This window comes from Sphingomonas sp. HMP6 (assembly GCF_013374095.1).
Classification (GTDB): domain Bacteria; phylum Pseudomonadota; class Alphaproteobacteria; order Sphingomonadales; family Sphingomonadaceae; genus Sphingomonas.
In genome coordinates this window covers 2,436,795-2,453,446 of sequence record NZ_AP022672.1, presented here as the reverse complement: position 1 = coordinate 2,453,446, position 16,652 = coordinate 2,436,795, and the positions used below count along the sequence as shown (strand labels likewise).

The window sequence follows — 16,652 nt, the reverse complement described above, 5'->3', positions numbered from 1 at the left end:
CAGCATTCCCGGACGGCGGCGGGCAAGGTTGCTCTGCCTGTTTTCGGCTCGGCCCGAATGTTTCTGCGCGCACCGCAGGACCGCGTTCCGATATGTTTTACGCTCCCGTTACGCCTGCGCCCGACAATGCCTCGCGCGGCTTAACGCGCTTCCGCGATAGCCAGTCCGCCTGACCATCAAAGGCGGCCTTATGTCCACAGATCTCATCCTCGGCGCGATCACGCTCGCCATCATCCTTATTTACCTGCTCGCCGTGCTCGCACGGCCCGAGCGGTATTGAGCGGGAGCGCGGCGATGACCTTCGCTGGATGGAGCTTGATCGTGCTCTTCACCGCCATCGTGGTGGCGCTCGCCAAGCCGGCGGGCAATTGGATGCATGCGTTGTACGCGCGCGACAGCCTGCCGGGTGAGCGCGTGCTGTTCAAGCTGATCGGCGCCGATCCAAAGGCCGAACAAAGCTGGGTCGGCTACGCGGTTTCGCTGATGACATTCAACCTGCTCGGCATCGCGTTCCTGTTCGCGGTGCTGAAGCTGCAGGGCGTCTTGCCGCTCAACCCGCAAGGCTTCCCCGCGGTCGAAAATCTGCTCGCCTTCAACACCGCGGTCAGTTTCGTCACCAACACCAATTGGCAGAATTACGGCGGCGAAAGCACGCTGTCGCATCTGTCGCAAATGGTCGGCCTGACGGTGCAGAATTTCCTGTCGGCGGCGACAGGCCTTGCGGTGGCGTTCGCGCTGATCCGCGGCTTTGCGCGGCGGCAGGCCAGCGGCATCGGCAATTTCTGGGTCGATGTCACCCGCGTCACGCTATACCTGCTGCTGCCCGCGAGCATCGTGCTTGCGCTCATCTACGTCGCGCTCGGGGTGCCCCAGACGTTCGCGGCATCGGTCGGCGCGACGACGGTCGAGGGCGCCAAACAGGTCATCGCACTCGGGCCAGTGGCGTCTCAGCTCGCGATCAAGATGCTTGGCACCAATGGTGGCGGCTTCTTCAACGCCAACTCGGCCCATCCGTTCGAAAACCCTTCGGCGATTAGCAATCTCGTGCAGTTGCTCAGCATGTTCGTGCTCGGCGCGGGGCTGACGATCACCTTTGGCAAGGCGGTCGGTAATGTCCGGCAGGGCTGGGCGATCCTGGCAGCGATGCTGCTGCTGTTCGCCGGTGGCATCGCGGTGGCGTACGGCGCGGAAGCGGCCGGCAACCCGGTGCACCATGCGCTTGGTGTCGCGGGCGGCAATATGGAGGGCAAGGAAGTGCGCTTCGGCGTGGCTGCGTCGGCATTGTTCGCGACCGTTACCACCGCGACCTCGACCGGTGCCGTCATCGCCGCGCATGACAGCTTCACGCCGCTTGGCGGGTTGGTGCCGCTGTTCAACATGCAATTGGGCGAACTGGTCATCGGCGGGGTCGGGTCGGGGCTGTATGCGGTGCTGATCTACGCGATCCTCGCGGTGTTCATCGCCGGGCTGATGGTCGGCCGCACCCCCGAATATGTCGGCAAGAAGATCGAGGCGCGCGAGATGAAGCTGAGCGTCATCGCGATCTTCATCCCGCCGCTGATGATCCTGGGCCTCGCCGCGATCGCCAGCGTGCTTCCCGCCGGATTGGCCGGACCGCTCGCCAAGGGGCCGCATGGCTTTAGCGAGATCCTCTACGCCTTCTCCAGCGCAGCGGCGAACAATGGCTCGGCGTTCGGCGGCCTCTCCGGGAACACGCCCTTCTACAATCTGCTGCTTGCACTCGGGATGTTCGTCGGGCGTTTCGGAGTGATCCTGCCCGTGCTCGGCATTGCCGGCGGGCTGGCGGCCAAGCGCGTCATCCCGGCGGGTGCGGGTTCCTTCCCGACCACGGGCGGGCTGTGGATCGGGCTGCTGGCCGCGGTCATCCTCATCGTCGGTGGGCTCACCTTCCTGCCGGCCCTCGTGCTCGGACCGATCGCCGATCAGGCGCAAGTCGCCGCCGGCACGCTTCTCTAAAGGCTTATCGACATGGCAAACCAGACTTCGCTCTTCACCGGCCCGCTGATCGCGACCGCCGCGCGCGACGCCCTCGTCAAGCTCGATCCGCGCACGCTGATCCGCAACCCGGTGATGTTCGTGACCGGCATCGTCGCGGCGCTGTCGACGGTGTTGCTCATCAAGGGCATCGCGACGGGATCGAGCGGCATCGCCTTTCAGGCGCAGCTCGTCTTCTGGCTGTGGCTGACCGTCCTGTTCGGCAATTTCGCCGAGGCGATGGCGGAAGGACGCGGCAAGGCTCAGGCCGCGTCGCTCCGTTCGACCAAGGCCGATCTGCGCGCCAAGAAGTTGATCGGCGTGGCCGACGCCTGGGAAATGGTCGATGCGACGCGGCTCCAGATCGGCGACGAAGTGCTGGTCGAAACCGGCGACCTGATCCCGGCTGACGGCGAAGTGATTGCCGGTGTCGCGAGCGTCAACGAAGCCGCCATCACGGGCGAAAGCGCGCCGGTGATCCGCGAGGGCGGTGGCGACCGGTCGGCGGTTACCGCAGGCACGCGCGTCATTTCGGATAAAATCACGGTGCGCGTGACCGCGGCACAGGGGCAGGGGTTTCTGGACCGGATGATCGCGCTGGTCGAGGGGGCGAGCCGCCAGAAGACGCCCAATGAGGTTGCGCTGACGATCCTGCTTGCCGGGTTGACGCTGATCTTTCTGATCGCGGTCGGCACGCTGCCGGCGTTTGCTGCCTATGCCGGGGGGAGCCTTGCCATCCCGGTGCTGGTCGCGTTGTTCGTCACGCTCATCCCGACGACGATCTCGGCGTTGCTGTCGGCGATCGGGATCGCAGGGATGGACCGGCTGGTGCGCTTCAACGTGCTCGCGAAATCGGGTCGTGCGGTCGAGGCCGCAGGCGATATCGACACGCTGCTGCTCGACAAGACCGGCACGATCACGATCACGATCGGCGATCGTCAGGCGACGGCGTTCCTGCCCGTGCCCGGCGTTTCGCTGGCCGAGCTGACCGCCGCCGCGCGCCTCGCCAGCCTGTCGGACGAGACACCCGAAGGCCGCTCGATCGTCGTGCTCGCAGGCGCGGGCGAGGCGGCTCCGGCCGGGGCCGAGGAGATCAAGTTCACGTCGCAGACGCGCGTCTCTGGCCTCCAGATCGGGGACCGCGCCTTGGTAAAGGGGGCGGTCGACGCGATCCTGAAGCGCCTGCCCGATGCGCCGAATGCCGATGCGCTGCGCAAGATCGCGGATGAGATCGCGCGGAGCGGCGCCACCCCGCTCGCGGTCGCCGATGGCAACCGTCTGCTCGGCGTCGTCCAGCTCAAGGATATCGTCAAGGCGGGCATTCGCGAACGCTTCGGCGAACTGCGCCGGATGGGGATCCGCACGGTGATGATCACCGGCGACAACCCGCTGACCGCCGCGAGCATCGCCGCGGAAAGTGGAGTCGATGATTTCCTCGCCGAGGCGACGCCCGAGGACAAGTTGGCCCTGATCCGTAAGGAACAGGAAGGCGGCAAGCTCGTCGCGATGTGCGGCGACGGCACCAACGATGCCCCGGCTCTGGCGCAGTCCGACGTCGGCGTGGCGATGAACACCGGCACCCAAGCCGCGCGCGAGGCGGGCAACATGGTCGATCTCGACAGCGATCCGACCAAGCTGATCGAGATCGTGGGCTTGGGTAAGCAATTGCTGATGACCCGCGGCGCGCTGACGACCTTCTCGATTTCGAACGACGTGGCGAAATATTTCGCGATCCTGCCTGCGATCTTCGTCGTGCTCTATCCGGGCCTTGCCGGGCTCAACGTGATGCGGCTTGGCCGCCCGGAAAGCGCGATCCTGTCGGCGATCATCTTCAACGCGTTGATCATCCCCGCGATCGTCCCGCTTGCGCTGAAGGGCGTGAAGTACCGGCCCGCACCGGCGGGCGATCTGCTCGCGCGGAACCTCGCGATCTACGGCGTCGGCGGGCTGATCGCGCCGTTCATCGGGATCAAGCTCATCGATCTGGCCGTCACCGCTCTTCATCTCGCCTGAGAAAGTCACACCCATGTTGACCGAAATCCGCACCGCGCTGCGCCCCGCCGCCTCTCTTCTGCTGCTGCTCGCGGGCGTCACAGGCCTCGCCTATCCCGCGCTCATTACCGGCGTCGCGCAGGTCGCGCTGCCCGCCCAGGCGAATGGCAGCCTGATCGTCGATCGCGGTACCGTGATCGGGTCCGCGCTGATCGCGCAAGGCTTTGCCGCGCCGCGCTATTTCCACCCGCGCCCGTCGGCGGCGGGGAAGGGGTATGACGCCAGCGCATCGGGCGCGACCAATCTTGCGGCGGGTTCGAAGAATTTGCACGACGCCATCGCGGGCCGTGTGGCCGATGCGCGCGCTCAAGGCATGACCGGGGGTTTAACAATCCCGCCTGACCTGGTCACAACTAGCGCCTCGGGGCTCGATCCCGATCTGAGCCCCGAGGCGGCTTTCTGGCAAATTCCCCGCGTCGCCACGGCACGCGGCATCCCCGAAGCGAGGGTACGCGCGCTGGTCGAGCGGTCGATCGCCTGGCCGTTGCTCGGCATCATCGGCGAGCCCCACGTCAACGTGCTGTTGCTTAATCGACAGCTCGATCGGATTTCGACTAACCCGGTTCCGTGACCGATCCCACGCGCCCCTCGCCAAATGCCTTGCTGAAGGCCGCCCGTCGGGAGGCGCGCGGGCGGCTGAAAATCTTCCTCGGCGCGGCGCCCGGGGTCGGCAAGACTTTCGAGATGCTGCGCGAGGGCGCCGAGCTGTTGCGCCAGGGGCGTGACGTGGTGGCGGGGATTGTCGAGACACATGGCCGGGCCGAGACCGAGGCGCTGGTCGAACCGTTCGAAGTCGTGCCGCGCCGCGCGATCGAACATGGCGCGCACCGGCTCGATGAATTCGATATCGATGCGATGCTCGTCCGGGCGCCGGCGGTCGCCTTGATCGACGAACTGGCGCACACCAACGCCCCCGGCAGCCGCCACCCGAAGCGCTGGCAGGACGTCGAGGAGCTGCGCGACGCCGGCATCGACGTGCTGACCACGCTCAACATCCAGCATATCGAGAGCCTCAACGACGTCGTCGCCGGCTTCACCCGGGTGCGCGTGCGCGAGACGGTGCCCGACGCGATCCTCGACGATGCCGAGATCGAAGTGATCGATCTGCCGCCGGACGAGCTGATCGAGCGCCTGAAGGCGGGCAAGGTCTATGTCCCGCACGAAGCGACGCGGGCGCTGGGGCATTTCTTTTCGAAATCGAACCTCTCCGCGCTGCGCGAACTGGCGCTGCGCCGCGCCGCGCAAGCCGTCGATCGGTCCTTGCTCGACCATGTCGATCTGATTGGCGACACGGGAAATTGGGCGGTCGGTGAACGAATCGTCGTCGCTGTGGGAGATCAGCCAGGCGGCGACGCGCTGATCCGCGCCGCCAAGCGCTTCGCCGATGCGATGCACGCGCCGTGGACGGCGGTGAGCGTCGAGACGCCCCGCACTGCGACCCTTGGTGATGCCGCGCGCAACCGCATGGCGAGCGCGCTCAAGCTCGCGGCAAGCCTCGGCGCGGGGCTCGCGACCGTTCCCGCGCGCTCGGTCATCGACGGGCTGCGCGCGCATGTGCTGGAGACGCGCGCCACGGCGGTGGTGATCGGTAAATCGCGGCGCAGCTGGTGGTTCGAGCTGCGCCACGGGTCGGTGGTCGATCAGCTCGTGCGCGGGCTGGACAATGTCGCGGTGCACGTCGTTCCGATCGGCCTGGGCCCGGCGCCTGGCGGCGAAGGCGCGGTGCGGCGGTCGAGTGCGACACGCGGCATCGCTGCCGGGCTGGCGATGGTCGCGGCGACGACGGCCGGTGCGGTGGCGCTCCATCCGCTGATCGGGTCGAACGCGATCGACCTGCTGTATCTGCTGCCCGTCATCGCGACCGCGACGTTGTTCGGGCTCAGATCGTCGCTGGTGGCGAGCGTCGCGGCCGCGCTGGCGTATAATTTCTTCTTTTTGCCGCCGATCTACACCTTCACGATCAGCGATCCGCAGAATGTCGTCACGTTGCTCGTGCTCGTCATCGTCGCGGTTGTGGCCAGCCAGTTGACCGGTCGGCTGAAGCGCGAGGCGACGATCGGCGCGCGCACCGCGAGCGAAAACGCTGCACTGGCGGCCTTTGGGCAACGGCTCGCCTCGGTCTCCGACGAAACCGGGACCGCGGCGGCGGTGTGCGAGGAGATCGCGCAGTTGCTGAAGGTGTCGACCGTGTTGTTCGCGCGGGAAGGCGGGAGCATCGCGCTGATCGGCGCGAGCCCGCCCGCGCCCTTGCTCGGGGCAATCGACATGGCAGCAGCCGAATGGTCGTTCGATCGCGGCGAAGTGTCGGGGCGCGACAGCGGCACGCTGACCTCGAGCGACTGGCAATTCCACCCGCTCGAAACCGCGCTCGGCATCCTCGGCGTGCTCGGCGTCGCCGCCCCGGGCGGTGAGGATCCGGTGCCCGCCGACAAGCGCATCCTGTTTACGACGCTGCTCGGGCAAGCGGCGCTCGCCAACGAGCGGTTGAAGCTGGAAGCGAATGCGCGCGAGGTCGGTGCGCTCAAGCAGCGTGATGATTTGCGCGCGACCCTGCTGTCCTCGATCGGGCATGATCTGAAGACCCCGCTAACCGCCGTCGTCGCCGCCGCCGACGCGCTCGCCGCCGAGCATGGCGAAAGCGGCACCACCGCTATGCTCAAGAGCGAGGCGCGGCGGTTGCGGCGGGTGTTCGACGATCTGGTTGAAATGACGCGGATCGAAGCTGGCGCCTTGGTCGTGAAGCGCGAGGCGACCGACTTGACCGATGCGGTCGCCGCGGCGGCGCAGGATTTGCGCGCCGAACTGGTCGGACACCCGCTCGTCCTCGACGTGCCGCCCAGCCTGCCGCTGGTCGAAGCCGACCCGCGGATGTTGCATCACATCCTGATCAATCTGCTCGGCAATGCCGCAAAGTTCGCCGGACCCGGCAGCGAAATCGTCATTCAGGCGCGGCGCTTGCCCGATCGGGTCGTGCTGTCGGTGCTCGATCAAGGGCCGGGCCTGCCGGTCGGGCGCGAGACCCTGCTGTTCGATCGCTTCACGCGTGTCGACGGGGACGACCGGAACGGCGGCACCGGGCTTGGTCTTGCGATCGTGAAGGGCTTTGCCGATGCGATGGGGCTGGACGTCGCGGCGTCGAACCGCGAGCAGGGCGGAGCGGCGTTCGCAGTGATCTGGCCCGAGGCAAGTATCCGGCGGGGGGGCGAATGACTGGGCAAATCCTGATCGTCGATGACGAGCCGGCGATACGGCGGCTGGTGCGGGGTGCGGCGGAGCGCGCTGGCTATTCGGTGAGCGAGGCGGAGACCGCGGCCGATGCGCTGCGCGCGGCGCACCGCGAGGGGTGCGAGCTCGTCTTGCTCGACCTCGGCCTGCCCGATCGCGACGGGCTCGAACTGGTTGGCTTGATCAAGGCGATGGACCGCGCCGTCATCGTACTGACCGCGCGCGATGCGACCGGGGAGAAGGTCGCCGCGCTCGATCTCGGTGCCGACGATTATGTCGTGAAGCCGTTCGATACCGAAGAATTGCTCGCGCGCATCCGCGCGGCGCTGCGCCACCGCAACGCGCCGAGCAGTGGGACTGCGGCGCTGGTCATCGGCGACATCACGGTGGACCTTGCCGCGCGGCGCGTGATGCGCGGCGGTGACGAGGTGCGGCTAACGCGGAAGGAATATGCCGTCCTTGCCGAACTCGCGCGCCACCCCGATCGCGTCGTCACGCACGCCGCCTTACTCCGCGCGGTGTGGGGTGATGCGCATGTCGACGACGTCGAATATCTCCGCGTCGCGATGCGCGGGCTGCGGCTGAAATTGGAAGCGGACCCGGCCACGCCGAGCATGTTCCGCAACGAGCCGGGGGTTGGGTATCGGTTGGTCGCGTAAACCCGGCCCGTCAGATTGCAAAAAGTGCCTATCGAACCCGCAACGACCCGGCAGTCCGCTATAACGGAAAAAGCGGCGATCTTTAATCCGACATCGCCGCCTTGATGCGACCGGCGGCTCGGTCGGGTCGGGGCAATCGGGTCGTCGGCCGAAAGACAGGGAACAGTGCGTGATGCACGCCGACAAGGCTGACAGCGTCGAGCGGGAACTCTTCGCGATCACCTGCGAAAACCTGAAGGCGATGGTGGGCATGAGCTTCGTCGCGTGCGCTGGCGTTTCGTTCATCTTATGGTCGAGCGGCGCGCACTGGGTGGTCGGGTGGTTCGCCGTCGGCACGATCATGGGGGCCTATCGCTATGGCTTCAGCATCCGTCTGTCGCGCGCGGTCATCATGGCGGGCACGCCGCGTCAATTGGCGCGCTGGCGCCAGGAGTTTGCGGTCGGGCTGTATCTGTCCGCCGCCTTGTGGGCGTCGCTGTCGCTGCTGGTCAGCCGCACCCATCTGCCCAGCCAATATATGCTCGCGATCGTCGTCTCGGCGTTGGCGGCGGGTGGATCCGGCATCATGGCGACGGTGCTGCGCGAGGGTCGGATATATATCGTCGTGATGCTCGCCCCGGCATCGATCCTGCTGTTCGACTCCGATCATCAGGGGTGGGTGATGCGGCTTCTTGGCCTGGTGTTCCTGTTCGTGATGCTGCTGGTGCATGGCCGCAACCACACCGCGATCCGGTGCAGTGTCGTGCTCAGGACCGAGAATGTCGAACTGGTGCGCGATCTGCAGACGCTCAATACCGACCTAGAACACCGGATCGAGGAGCGCACGAAGGCGTTGGCCGATGCCGCCAATTCCGACAGCCTTACCGGCCTGCCGAACCGACGGCGGCTGCTGACCTGGATGCAAAGCCATCTCGATGCCGATAAGGGTCGCGACGCTGCGGCCCTGTTTCTCGATCTCGACCGCTTCAAGCAAATCAATGATGCGATGGGCCATGATGTCGGCGATCGCATCCTCAAGGCCGTGTCCGAGCGGATCGCCCGACTGATCCCCGCCAATGCCATGCTCGCGCGCTGGGGCGGGGATGAATTCGTCCTCGTGCTGGGGCATGGCGAGGATGTGCATCACCACGCCGAGCGGATTGGCAACGCCCTGATCAAGGCGGTGGCCCGGCCGTTCCGGATCGACGGGCAAACCCTGTCGATCGGCCTCTCGGCCGGGCTGGCGATGTTTCCGGCAGATGCACGCACGCACGAAGCGCTGATCCTGGCGGCCGATCTCGCCGTTGCGGAGGTAAAGCGCCAGGGGCGCGGCAAGGTTCTGACCTTTCGCGAATCCTATGCCGCCACCCAGAAGCGCCGCTTCGAAGTGTCGCGCGCGCTGTCCAATGCGATCCAGGTCGAGCAACTGGTGCTGCATTATCAGCCGATCTTCAATTGGCGCACCGGCGCAATCCATGGCTATGAAGCGCTGGCGCGCTGGACCCATCCGCTGCTCGGGACGATCGGGCCGGACGAATTCATCCCGATTGCAGAGGAAACCGACCGGATCATTGCGCTCGGCGATCTCGTCCTGCGGCGCGGTTGCGCCGCTGCAGTCGCGTGGACGACGCCACATCATGCGCCGAGCGTGGCGATCAACGTCTCGGTCAAGCAGTTGCGCGAGAGCGATTTCGCGCTGCGCGTCGCGCAGATCCTCGTTCAGACCGGCTTGCCTGCGGGGCGGCTTGAGCTTGAGGTGACCGAATCCGTCTTCGCCGACGACCATATCGACGCGACCCGCGCCTCGATCGAAAGCTTGCGGGCGATCGGCGTGTCCTTGCTGATCGACGATTTCGGAACCGGATATTCCTCGCTGTCGCGCCTGTTGAGTTTTCCGGTCACCGCAGTGAAAATCGACAAATCGTTCATGTCCACGCTTGGCGGCAATGGCGGCGCGGTCGTCGAAAGCACCGTGCTGATCGCCCGGCGGCTCGGGATTTCGGTCGTTGCCGAAGGTGTCGAAACGGCGGAGCAGGCCGCGCTCCTGTCGGCGATGGGGGTGGATTTGTTTCAGGGCTATTATTTCGGCCGTCCCGCCGCATCGGTGCTTTTTGACCACGACATGCGCTTTCCGCTGACCGCGACGCCGCGCTGAACGGCGCGAACATCGAACGTGAGCCGCGCTGAGCGCGTCAGCGTCGGCGCTTGGTGCGATAGGTGGGGGCGGGGTTGTCCTCTGCGGCCAATTGGCGCCAGCGATCGAAGCGCTCGGCCGTCAGCGTGCCCTCGGCAATCGCTTCGCGCACGGCGCAGCCGGGTTCGCTGCCATGCGCGCAGTTCGAGAAGCGGCAGCGCTGGGCAATCAGGACCAGATCGTCGAAGACCTCGGCTATGCCGGCGCTCGCCTCGGCCAACTGGAGCTCGCGCATCCCCGGTGTGTCGAGCAGCCAGCCCCCGCCGCTTAGCCGGTGCATCATCCTCGCCGTCGTGGTGTGGCGCCCGGTATCGTCGCTTTCGCGGATCGACTGGGTTGCGATGCTGTCCGAACCGCGCAGCGTGTTGACCAGCGTCGATTTGCCGACGCCCGAGGAGCCGAGCAGCGCGACGGTCTTCCCCGGGCCGCAATAGGCGGCGAGCCCTGCGGCGCTGGCGGCATCGCGCCCATTGATCGTCTCGACCCGCAGGCCCGGTTCGATCGCACGCACGGCTGCGGCGAAATCCTCTGGCGTGTCGGTCAGGTCGATCTTGGTGAGCACGACGACGGGATCGACCCTCACTTCACGCGCCAGCACAAGATAGCGCTCCAGCCGCGCCACGCTGAAATCCTGATTGCACGACGCGACGATGAAGAGCGTATCGATATTGGCGGCGATCATCTGCTCGCGGCGCGGGTCACCCGGCGCGCGGCGTTTGAACAGGTTCCGCCTCCGGAGAACACGGGTCGGCTGCTGCGTGGCGGTGTCGACCAGCAGCCAGTCGCCGACGGTCGGATGGTCGTCCGTCGGGGAAGCGCCGGGGATATACGGCGACACCGAGAAGGTCGCGCTAGCTCCGGCGACGGTGATTTGACCGCGATGCACCGTCATCACGCGGACCGGGGTGGATTGCTGCGTCTCCTCGCGCGAGAGCTGCTCGCTGAAAAAGGCGTCCCAGCCCAAGCCCTGCAAGGTTTCATCCGTCGGTGGCATAGCGCGCGGCAGCGCCTTTCTTGTCAGCCGACACGCACGAACGGCCGGACATGTGGCGCTACCATGATCGATCGCGCGATCCTACCCGTGATCGGGCTGCGATCCTTGTTCTCTCTCTGTTCGACACGTGCTATGCCGCGCGCATGCTTGCCGAGTCCACCGTCAGGAAGGTCATCCATGTCGACATGGACGCGTTCTTCGCCTCGGTGGAGCAGCGCGACGACCCGTCGCTCCGCGGCAAGCCGGTCGCGGTCGGGCATGGCGCCGCGCGCGGCGTGGTCGCGGCGGCGAGCTATGAGGCGCGCACCTTCGGGGTGAAGTCCGCGCTGCCGTCGGTCACTGCGCTCAGGCGTTGCCCCGATCTGGTGTTCGTACGCCCGCGTTTCGAAGTGTACCGCGCCGTCTCGCAGCAAATCCACGCGATCTTCGCCGACTATAGCGATCTCATCCAGCCGCTGTCGCTTGATGAGGCGTATCTGGATGTGACCGCAAACCGGCGCGGGATCGCGACCGCGTGGCTGACCGCCAAGGAAATCCGCGCGCGCATTCTGGCGGAGACCGGGCTGACGGCCTCGTCGGGCATATCGTACAACAAATTCCTGGCGAAGCTCGCGTCGGACCATCGCAAGCCCAATGGGCAGTTCGCAGTCACGCCCGACATGGGCGAGGCGTGGGTCGAGACGCTGCCGGTGTCGCGCTTCCACGGCGTCGGCCCGGTGACGGCAGCGAAGATGAAGCGGCTCGGCATCGAGACCGGCGGCGACCTTCGCGCCAAGCCGCTGGATTTTCTGCAGCGCCATTTCGGCAGTTCGGCGGACTGGTATCATGCGATCGCGCGGGGGCAGGATCACCGACCGGTCAACCCCGACCGGGTGCGCAAATCATCGGGATCGGAGACGACCTTCCGCGCGGATCTGACCGAGAATGCGGAGATCGAGGCGGGCGTGCTGCGGATGGTCGACGATGTCTGGGGCTGGTGCGAGACGCGGCAGGCGTTTGGGCGGACCGCAACGGTGAAAGTGAAATATGCCGATTTCCGGCAAATTACCCGCAGCCGCAGCAGGCCCACGCCGATTACGTCCTATGCCGAACTGCGCGATGTCAGCCTTGAGTTGATCCGGTCGGTGCTGCCGGCAGACAAGGCGATCCGGCTGGTCGGAGTGACGGTGTCGAACTTCGAGACGGTGTCGGCGGCGGCTGAGGAGCCGCAGCTTTTCGAAGCGGTATCAGGCTAGAGCTTCGTGCTCTACCGTCGCCCCCCAACCCGTTCGGGCTGAGCTTGTCGAAGCCCTGCCGGCCACAAACGGCGTCGGGCGCGTGGCACGCTGCCCTTCGACAAGCTCAGGGCGAACGGTCCTGGGGCAGTCTCATCAAAAAGCAATTTGGCGCCCGGTGCGCTCAGTCCTCGTCAAGCCGCTCGCTCATTTCCATGAAATTGCGCGCGGCGTCCCGATCCTCGGGCGCGGCAAAGGCGACGTCGAGATCGGGCGCGACGCCGAGCATGTGCATCAGCGTCCACAAAGCAAAGCGGCGGTTGCGATCCTTTTCCAGCCCGAATGCGACGCGCATATGCTCGGTCCCCGCGGCCAGCGCCGCCGGGGTCAGCGTGGCGAGGTCACTCGTGCCGAAATAGCGGCGGAACTGGTCGTCGAGCTCCACGCGCTATTTTCCCTTCAACGCTTGCCGCACGCTCGGCAGGAGGCGCGCGACGATGACATCGACGCCGCGCGGATTGGGATGCAAGCCGTCGGCCTGGAGCAAGCGTGGGTTGCCGGCGACGCCATCGAGGAAGAAGGGATAGCGCGGCACGCGGTGCTTTGCGGCGAGCGCCGGATACATGCCGTCGAACGCCCGGACATAGTCCGGCCCGAGATTGGGCGCGGCGCGCATCCCCGCCAGCAGCACCGGGATGCGGCGCTTGCGGAGCTCGGTCAGGATCGCATCCAGATTGGCCTTGGCCTGCGGCACGGGAAGCCCGCGCAGCATGTCGTTCGCGCCGAGTTCGACGATCACCAGATCGGGCGTCGCACCGAGCCCGCGCAAGCCCCAGCGCAGCCGCGCGCGGGCCTGGGCGGCGGTGTCGCCCGACACGCCGCCGTTGCGGACGGTCGCGGCAACGCCGACCTGCCGCAACGCCGCCTGCAACCGCGCGGTGAAACCGGCGGCGGGCGGTAACCCATATCCTGCACTGAGGCTGTCGCCGAACGCCCAGATCACGGGTGCGCGGGGCGACGCGTCGGCGGTGGGGGCAATTGCGAGAAAGAACAGCAGCGCGAGATGGACAATTCGCCGCGACCATCCATATCGCTTGAGACGTGACCATAGCATCCCCCCCAGATAGCGCGCTGATCTGCGCGCGCAATGTCTCCCTCTCGCTCGGCCGTGCGCCGTCGCGCGTCGAAATCCTGCGCGGGATCGACCTCAGCGTCGCCGCTGGGGAAAGTGTGGCGCTGCTCGGCCCCTCGGGATCGGGCAAATCGTCGCTGATGGCGGTGCTGTCGGGGCTCGAACAGCCGAGCGGCGGGACGGTCGAGGTAGCAGGGCTCGATTTCACCGCGCTCGACGAAGACGCGCTGGCGATCGCCCGGCGCGGGCGAATCGGGATCGTGCTGCAGGCGTTTCACTTGCTCCCGACCATGACCGCGCTCGAAAATGTGGCGGTCCCGCTCGAGCTGGCGGGCGAGCCGGATGCCTTCGCGCGCGCCGCGACCGAGCTTGCTGCCGTCGGCCTTGGCCACCGCACCGGCCATTATCCCGCGCAATTGTCCGGCGGCGAGCAGCAACGCGTTGCCATCGCCCGCGCGCTGGTGGCGCGCCCCGCGTTGATCTTCGCCGATGAGCCGACCGGTAATCTCGACACCGCGACGGGCGTTGCGATCATGGATTTGTTGTTCGAACGGCACGCGGCAAGCGGCACGACGCTGTTCGTCATCACGCACGACCCGGCGCTTGCCGCACGCTGTGCGCGCGTGATCGATTTGGCGGATGGCCGGATCGTGGCCGATCGGGTTAGCGCTTGAGCATTGCCTGGCGGCTTGCGGTGCGGGACCTGCGGCGGGGCGGTCGCGGGTTGCTGTTGCTCGCGGCGTGCCTGTTCCTGGGGACGGCGGCGCTCGCCGGGATCGGGAGTCTCGCCGCGAGCATGATCGCCGCGCTCGACGCCAACGGGCGGCAGATTCTGGGGGGCGATGTCGAATTCAACGTGTCACAACGTCGCGCGACCGTCGAGGAGCTTGCGCTTTTCGCGCAAGCCGGGCGTGTCGCCGAGACGGTGTCGATGCGCGGTATGGCGGATGCAGGGGGACCTGCGACGCTGGTCGATTTGCGTGGGACCGATGCGGCGTGGCCACTGGTCGGGCAATTCCGGCTGGCGCCCGGTGCGCTGGCGGAGCGACCGCACGGGCGCGAGGTCGCGGTCGCACCTGCGCTTGCCGAACGGTTGCGGTTGAAGCCGGGCGATACGCTCCGGCTGGGCATGGCGCGACTGCGCGTGATCGGCATCATTGCCGAGGAACCCGATCGGCTTGGCGCTGGCTTTACACTCGGGCCACCGGTGCTGGTCGATCTCGCGGGGCTGGACGCGACGGCGCTGGTTCAGCCCGGCAGCCTGTATGAGAGCCACTATCGCATCGTGCTGCCCCGTGGCGTGAGCGCAAAGGCGGTGCGCGAACGCTTGCTCGCGCGGCTCGGCGGCGCGGGCTGGACCGCCAAGACGAGTGACCGTGCGGCCGGCGGCTTGCGTAGCGGGATCGACCAGTTTGGCCAGTTCCTGCTGCTGGTCGGGCTCGCCGCGCTGGCGATTGCCGGGGTGGGCGTCGGCAGCGGGGTCGCGGCGTATCTTGCGGGCAAGGCCAAGATCATCGCGACGCTGAAAGTGCTGGGCGCAACCTCGCGCACGATCGCCGCGATCTTCCTGGCGCAACTCGGGCTGGTCGCGGCGGGCGGGATCGCCGCTGGACTCCTGGTCGGCGCGGCGGTGCCGTGGATCGTGACGTCGGTGGTCGGGGCGGCGCTGCCCGTGCCGCCGCGGCTGGCGCTCTACCCGGTGCCGCTCGCGACCGCTGCGCTGCTGGCCTTGCTCGTGGCATTGTTGTTCGCGGTGCCAGCGCTGGCGCGGGCGCGCGATGTGCCCGCCGCGACGTTGCTGCGCGATGCGCTTGCCCCGCGCCGCTGGCCCGCGCCGGGCGTGCTGGCGGTGATGGCGCTGCTGGTCGCGGCGCTGGTGGCGCTCGCTGTGCTCACCGCATCGAACCAGATGTTGGCGCTCGGCTTTGTCGGCGCGGTGACGGCGGTGATCGCGATGTTGTGGGTCATCGGCATCGCCATCCGCCTCATCGCCGCGCGCTTGCCGCGTGCGCGCACGCCGCTGCTCCGGCTCGCGATCGCCAATCTGCACCGGCCCGGCGCGCAGACCGACCGGTTGGTGGTGGCGCTCGGCCTCGGTTTCTCGCTGTTCGTCGCGCTCGCGGTGATCGATTCGAGCCTGTCGTCCGAACTGCGCAACGCGGCGCCAACCAAGGCACCGCGTTTCTTCGCGATCGACCTTCAGCCCGGCGATGCGCCTGCCTTCGCCAGCGCGGTGACGGGTGCCGCGCCCGACGCCATAATCGAATCGTTACCGTCGCTGCGGGGTGCGATCGTCGCGCTGCGCGGGCAACGCGTCGCCGACATGAAGACGCTGCCCGAGGGGGCATGGGTGCTGCGCGGCGACCGGACGATCACCTATTCGGCGCAGCTCCCGCCGCGCAACGTGGTGGCGGCGGGCAAATGGTGGCCCGCTGATTATCGCGGCCCCCCGCTGGTGTCGCTGGAGGATAAGGCGGCGGCGGCGCTTGGCCTTAAGGTCGGCGATAGCATCACCGTATCGGTGCTCGGGGTTGAAGTGCCGGCGCGAATCGCGGCGCTCAGGACGATCGACTGGGGCGGGCTGGGGTTGAACTTCGCGATCGTCTTCTCGCCTGGTTATATCGAGGAAGCGCCCCACGGCCTGCTCGCCAGCGTCTATGCGCCGCCGAGCCAAGACGGCGCGATCGCCCGGCGTGTTTCGGAGGCGCTGCCGTCGGTGACGCTGATCCGCGTCGGCGATGTGATCGGACAAGTCGGCGCAGTGCTCGGTCAGGTCGCGGTGGCGATCCGCGCGGCGGCGGCGGTGACGGTGGCGGCCGGGATCGCGGTACTGATCGGCGCGGTGTCGGCATCGGGCCGCGCGCGACGCTATGATGCCGTCATCCTGAAATTGCTGGGCGGGAGCAGTCGGCAAGTGCTCGGCGCACAAGCGATCGAATATGCGATCCTCTCGGCGATTTTGGCGATCGTCGCGTTGACGATCGGCGCGGGCGCGGGGTGGTTCGTCGTTCGGCAGGTGTTCGACATCGCCTGGGCACCACGCTGGGACGTGGTCGCGGTAACGCTGGCCAGTGCGGCGGTCATGACGCTTGGCGCTGGGGTGGCAGGGAGCTTGCCCGCGTTGCGCGCGCGCCCGGCCGAGGCACTGCGCGACTTGTAAGGCGAATTAGCACCCTTCCGCAGGCCTGGGCGTTATGGCTAAGGTTCG

The 16,652-nt window shown here is 67.2% G+C and carries 13 protein-coding genes; 10 read left to right on the top strand and 3 right to left on the bottom strand.

Annotated features, from left to right (window positions below; translation table 11 throughout):
* Positions 1-190 precede the first annotated feature (190 nt).
* The 7 genes from HMP06_RS11825 (at position 191) to HMP06_RS11795 (ending at position 10,065) form a co-directional block, all read left to right on the top strand.
* Positions 191-280 (top strand): potassium-transporting ATPase subunit F, encoded by a 90-nt coding sequence (locus HMP06_RS11825; protein ID WP_176497256.1) that lies wholly within the window; start codon positions 191-193, stop codon positions 278-280.
* Positions 281-294: 14 nt separating this feature from the next.
* Entirely contained in the window at positions 295-1,977 is a 1,683-nt protein-coding gene (gene kdpA / locus HMP06_RS11820) for a potassium-transporting ATPase subunit KdpA (protein ID WP_176497255.1), read from the top strand.
* 12 nt (positions 1,978-1,989) lie between these two features.
* The gene (gene kdpB, locus HMP06_RS11815) at positions 1,990-4,008 is read left to right on the top strand and encodes a potassium-transporting ATPase subunit KdpB (RefSeq protein ID WP_176497254.1); all 2,019 of its coding nucleotides are present in this window, start codon (positions 1,990-1,992) and stop codon (positions 4,006-4,008) included.
* Positions 4,009-4,021: 13 nt separating this feature from the next.
* A complete protein-coding gene (gene kdpC, locus HMP06_RS11810; RefSeq protein ID WP_176497253.1) occupies positions 4,022-4,618 on the top strand; it encodes a potassium-transporting ATPase subunit KdpC in 597 nt (198 codons plus the stop codon).
* Complete coding sequence (locus tag HMP06_RS11805; RefSeq protein WP_232089629.1) at positions 4,615-7,257, top strand: sensor histidine kinase; 2,643 nt, start codon at positions 4,615-4,617, stop codon at positions 7,255-7,257. The genes kdpC and HMP06_RS11805 overlap by 4 nt, the downstream gene beginning before the upstream one ends.
* On the top strand, positions 7,254-7,931 hold the full coding sequence (locus HMP06_RS11800; RefSeq protein WP_176497252.1) for a response regulator transcription factor: 678 nt from the start codon (positions 7,254-7,256) through the stop codon (positions 7,929-7,931). The genes HMP06_RS11805 and HMP06_RS11800 overlap by 4 nt, the downstream gene beginning before the upstream one ends.
* 172 nt (positions 7,932-8,103) lie before the next feature.
* The gene (locus HMP06_RS11795; RefSeq protein ID WP_176498510.1) at positions 8,104-10,065 is read left to right on the top strand and encodes a putative bifunctional diguanylate cyclase/phosphodiesterase; all 1,962 of its coding nucleotides are present in this window, start codon (positions 8,104-8,106) and stop codon (positions 10,063-10,065) included.
* A 37-nt stretch (positions 10,066-10,102) separates the two neighbouring features.
* On the opposite strand, the gene rsgA is transcribed toward HMP06_RS11795, so the two are convergent.
* Entirely contained in the window at positions 10,103-11,098 is a 996-nt protein-coding gene (rsgA, locus tag HMP06_RS11790) for a ribosome small subunit-dependent GTPase A (RefSeq protein WP_176497251.1), read from the bottom strand.
* A gap of 143 nt (positions 11,099-11,241) precedes the next feature.
* Between rsgA and dinB the strand changes: the two genes are divergently transcribed.
* Entirely contained in the window at positions 11,242-12,333 is a 1,092-nt protein-coding gene (gene dinB, locus HMP06_RS11785; protein WP_176498509.1) for a DNA polymerase IV, read from the top strand.
* 163 nt (positions 12,334-12,496) lie between these two features.
* Here the strand turns inward: dinB and HMP06_RS11780 are convergent, their stop codons facing one another.
* Together HMP06_RS11780 and HMP06_RS11775 are read right to left on the bottom strand one after the other, a co-directional pair.
* Complete coding sequence (locus HMP06_RS11780) at positions 12,497-12,757, bottom strand: hypothetical protein (RefSeq protein ID WP_176497250.1); 261 nt, start codon at positions 12,755-12,757, stop codon at positions 12,497-12,499.
* Positions 12,758-12,760: 3 nt separating this feature from the next.
* Entirely contained in the window at positions 12,761-13,426 is a 666-nt protein-coding gene (locus HMP06_RS11775; protein ID WP_176497249.1) for an arylesterase, read from the bottom strand.
* Here HMP06_RS11775 and HMP06_RS11770 point away from each other — a divergent pair.
* Both HMP06_RS11770 and HMP06_RS11765 read left to right on the top strand, forming a co-directional pair.
* Positions 13,414-14,118, top strand: coding sequence for an ABC transporter ATP-binding protein (locus HMP06_RS11770; RefSeq protein WP_176497248.1), 705 nt, complete (start codon positions 13,414-13,416; stop codon positions 14,116-14,118). The genes HMP06_RS11775 and HMP06_RS11770 overlap by 13 nt on opposite strands.
* Positions 14,115-16,604, top strand: coding sequence for an ABC transporter permease (locus HMP06_RS11765; protein WP_176497247.1), 2,490 nt, complete (start codon positions 14,115-14,117; stop codon positions 16,602-16,604). The genes HMP06_RS11770 and HMP06_RS11765 overlap by 4 nt, the downstream gene beginning before the upstream one ends.
* The last annotated feature ends 48 nt before the right edge of the window (positions 16,605-16,652 follow it).

Bases quoted from the DNA above. Each gene is read 5' to 3' on its own strand.
- HMP06_RS11825 (WP_176497256.1), top strand. From the start codon at position 191: ATGTCCACAGATCTCATCCTCGGCGCGATCACGCTCGCCATCATCCTT.
- kdpA (WP_176497255.1), top strand. From the start codon at position 295: ATGACCTTCGCTGGATGGAGCTTGATCGTGCTCTTCACCGCCATCGTG.
- kdpB (WP_176497254.1), top strand. From the start codon at position 1,990: ATGGCAAACCAGACTTCGCTCTTCACCGGCCCGCTGATCGCGACCGCC.
- kdpC (WP_176497253.1), top strand. From the start codon at position 4,022: ATGTTGACCGAAATCCGCACCGCGCTGCGCCCCGCCGCCTCTCTTCTG.
- HMP06_RS11800 (WP_176497252.1), top strand. From the start codon at position 7,254: ATGACTGGGCAAATCCTGATCGTCGATGACGAGCCGGCGATACGGCGG.
- HMP06_RS11795 (WP_176498510.1), top strand. From the start codon at position 8,104: ATGCACGCCGACAAGGCTGACAGCGTCGAGCGGGAACTCTTCGCGATC.
- rsgA (WP_176497251.1), bottom strand. From the start codon at position 11,098: ATGCCACCGACGGATGAAACCTTGCAGGGCTTGGGCTGGGACGCCTTT.
- dinB (WP_176498509.1), top strand. From the start codon at position 11,242: ATGCTTGCCGAGTCCACCGTCAGGAAGGTCATCCATGTCGACATGGAC.
- HMP06_RS11775 (WP_176497249.1), bottom strand. From the start codon at position 13,426: ATGCTATGGTCACGTCTCAAGCGATATGGATGGTCGCGGCGAATTGTC.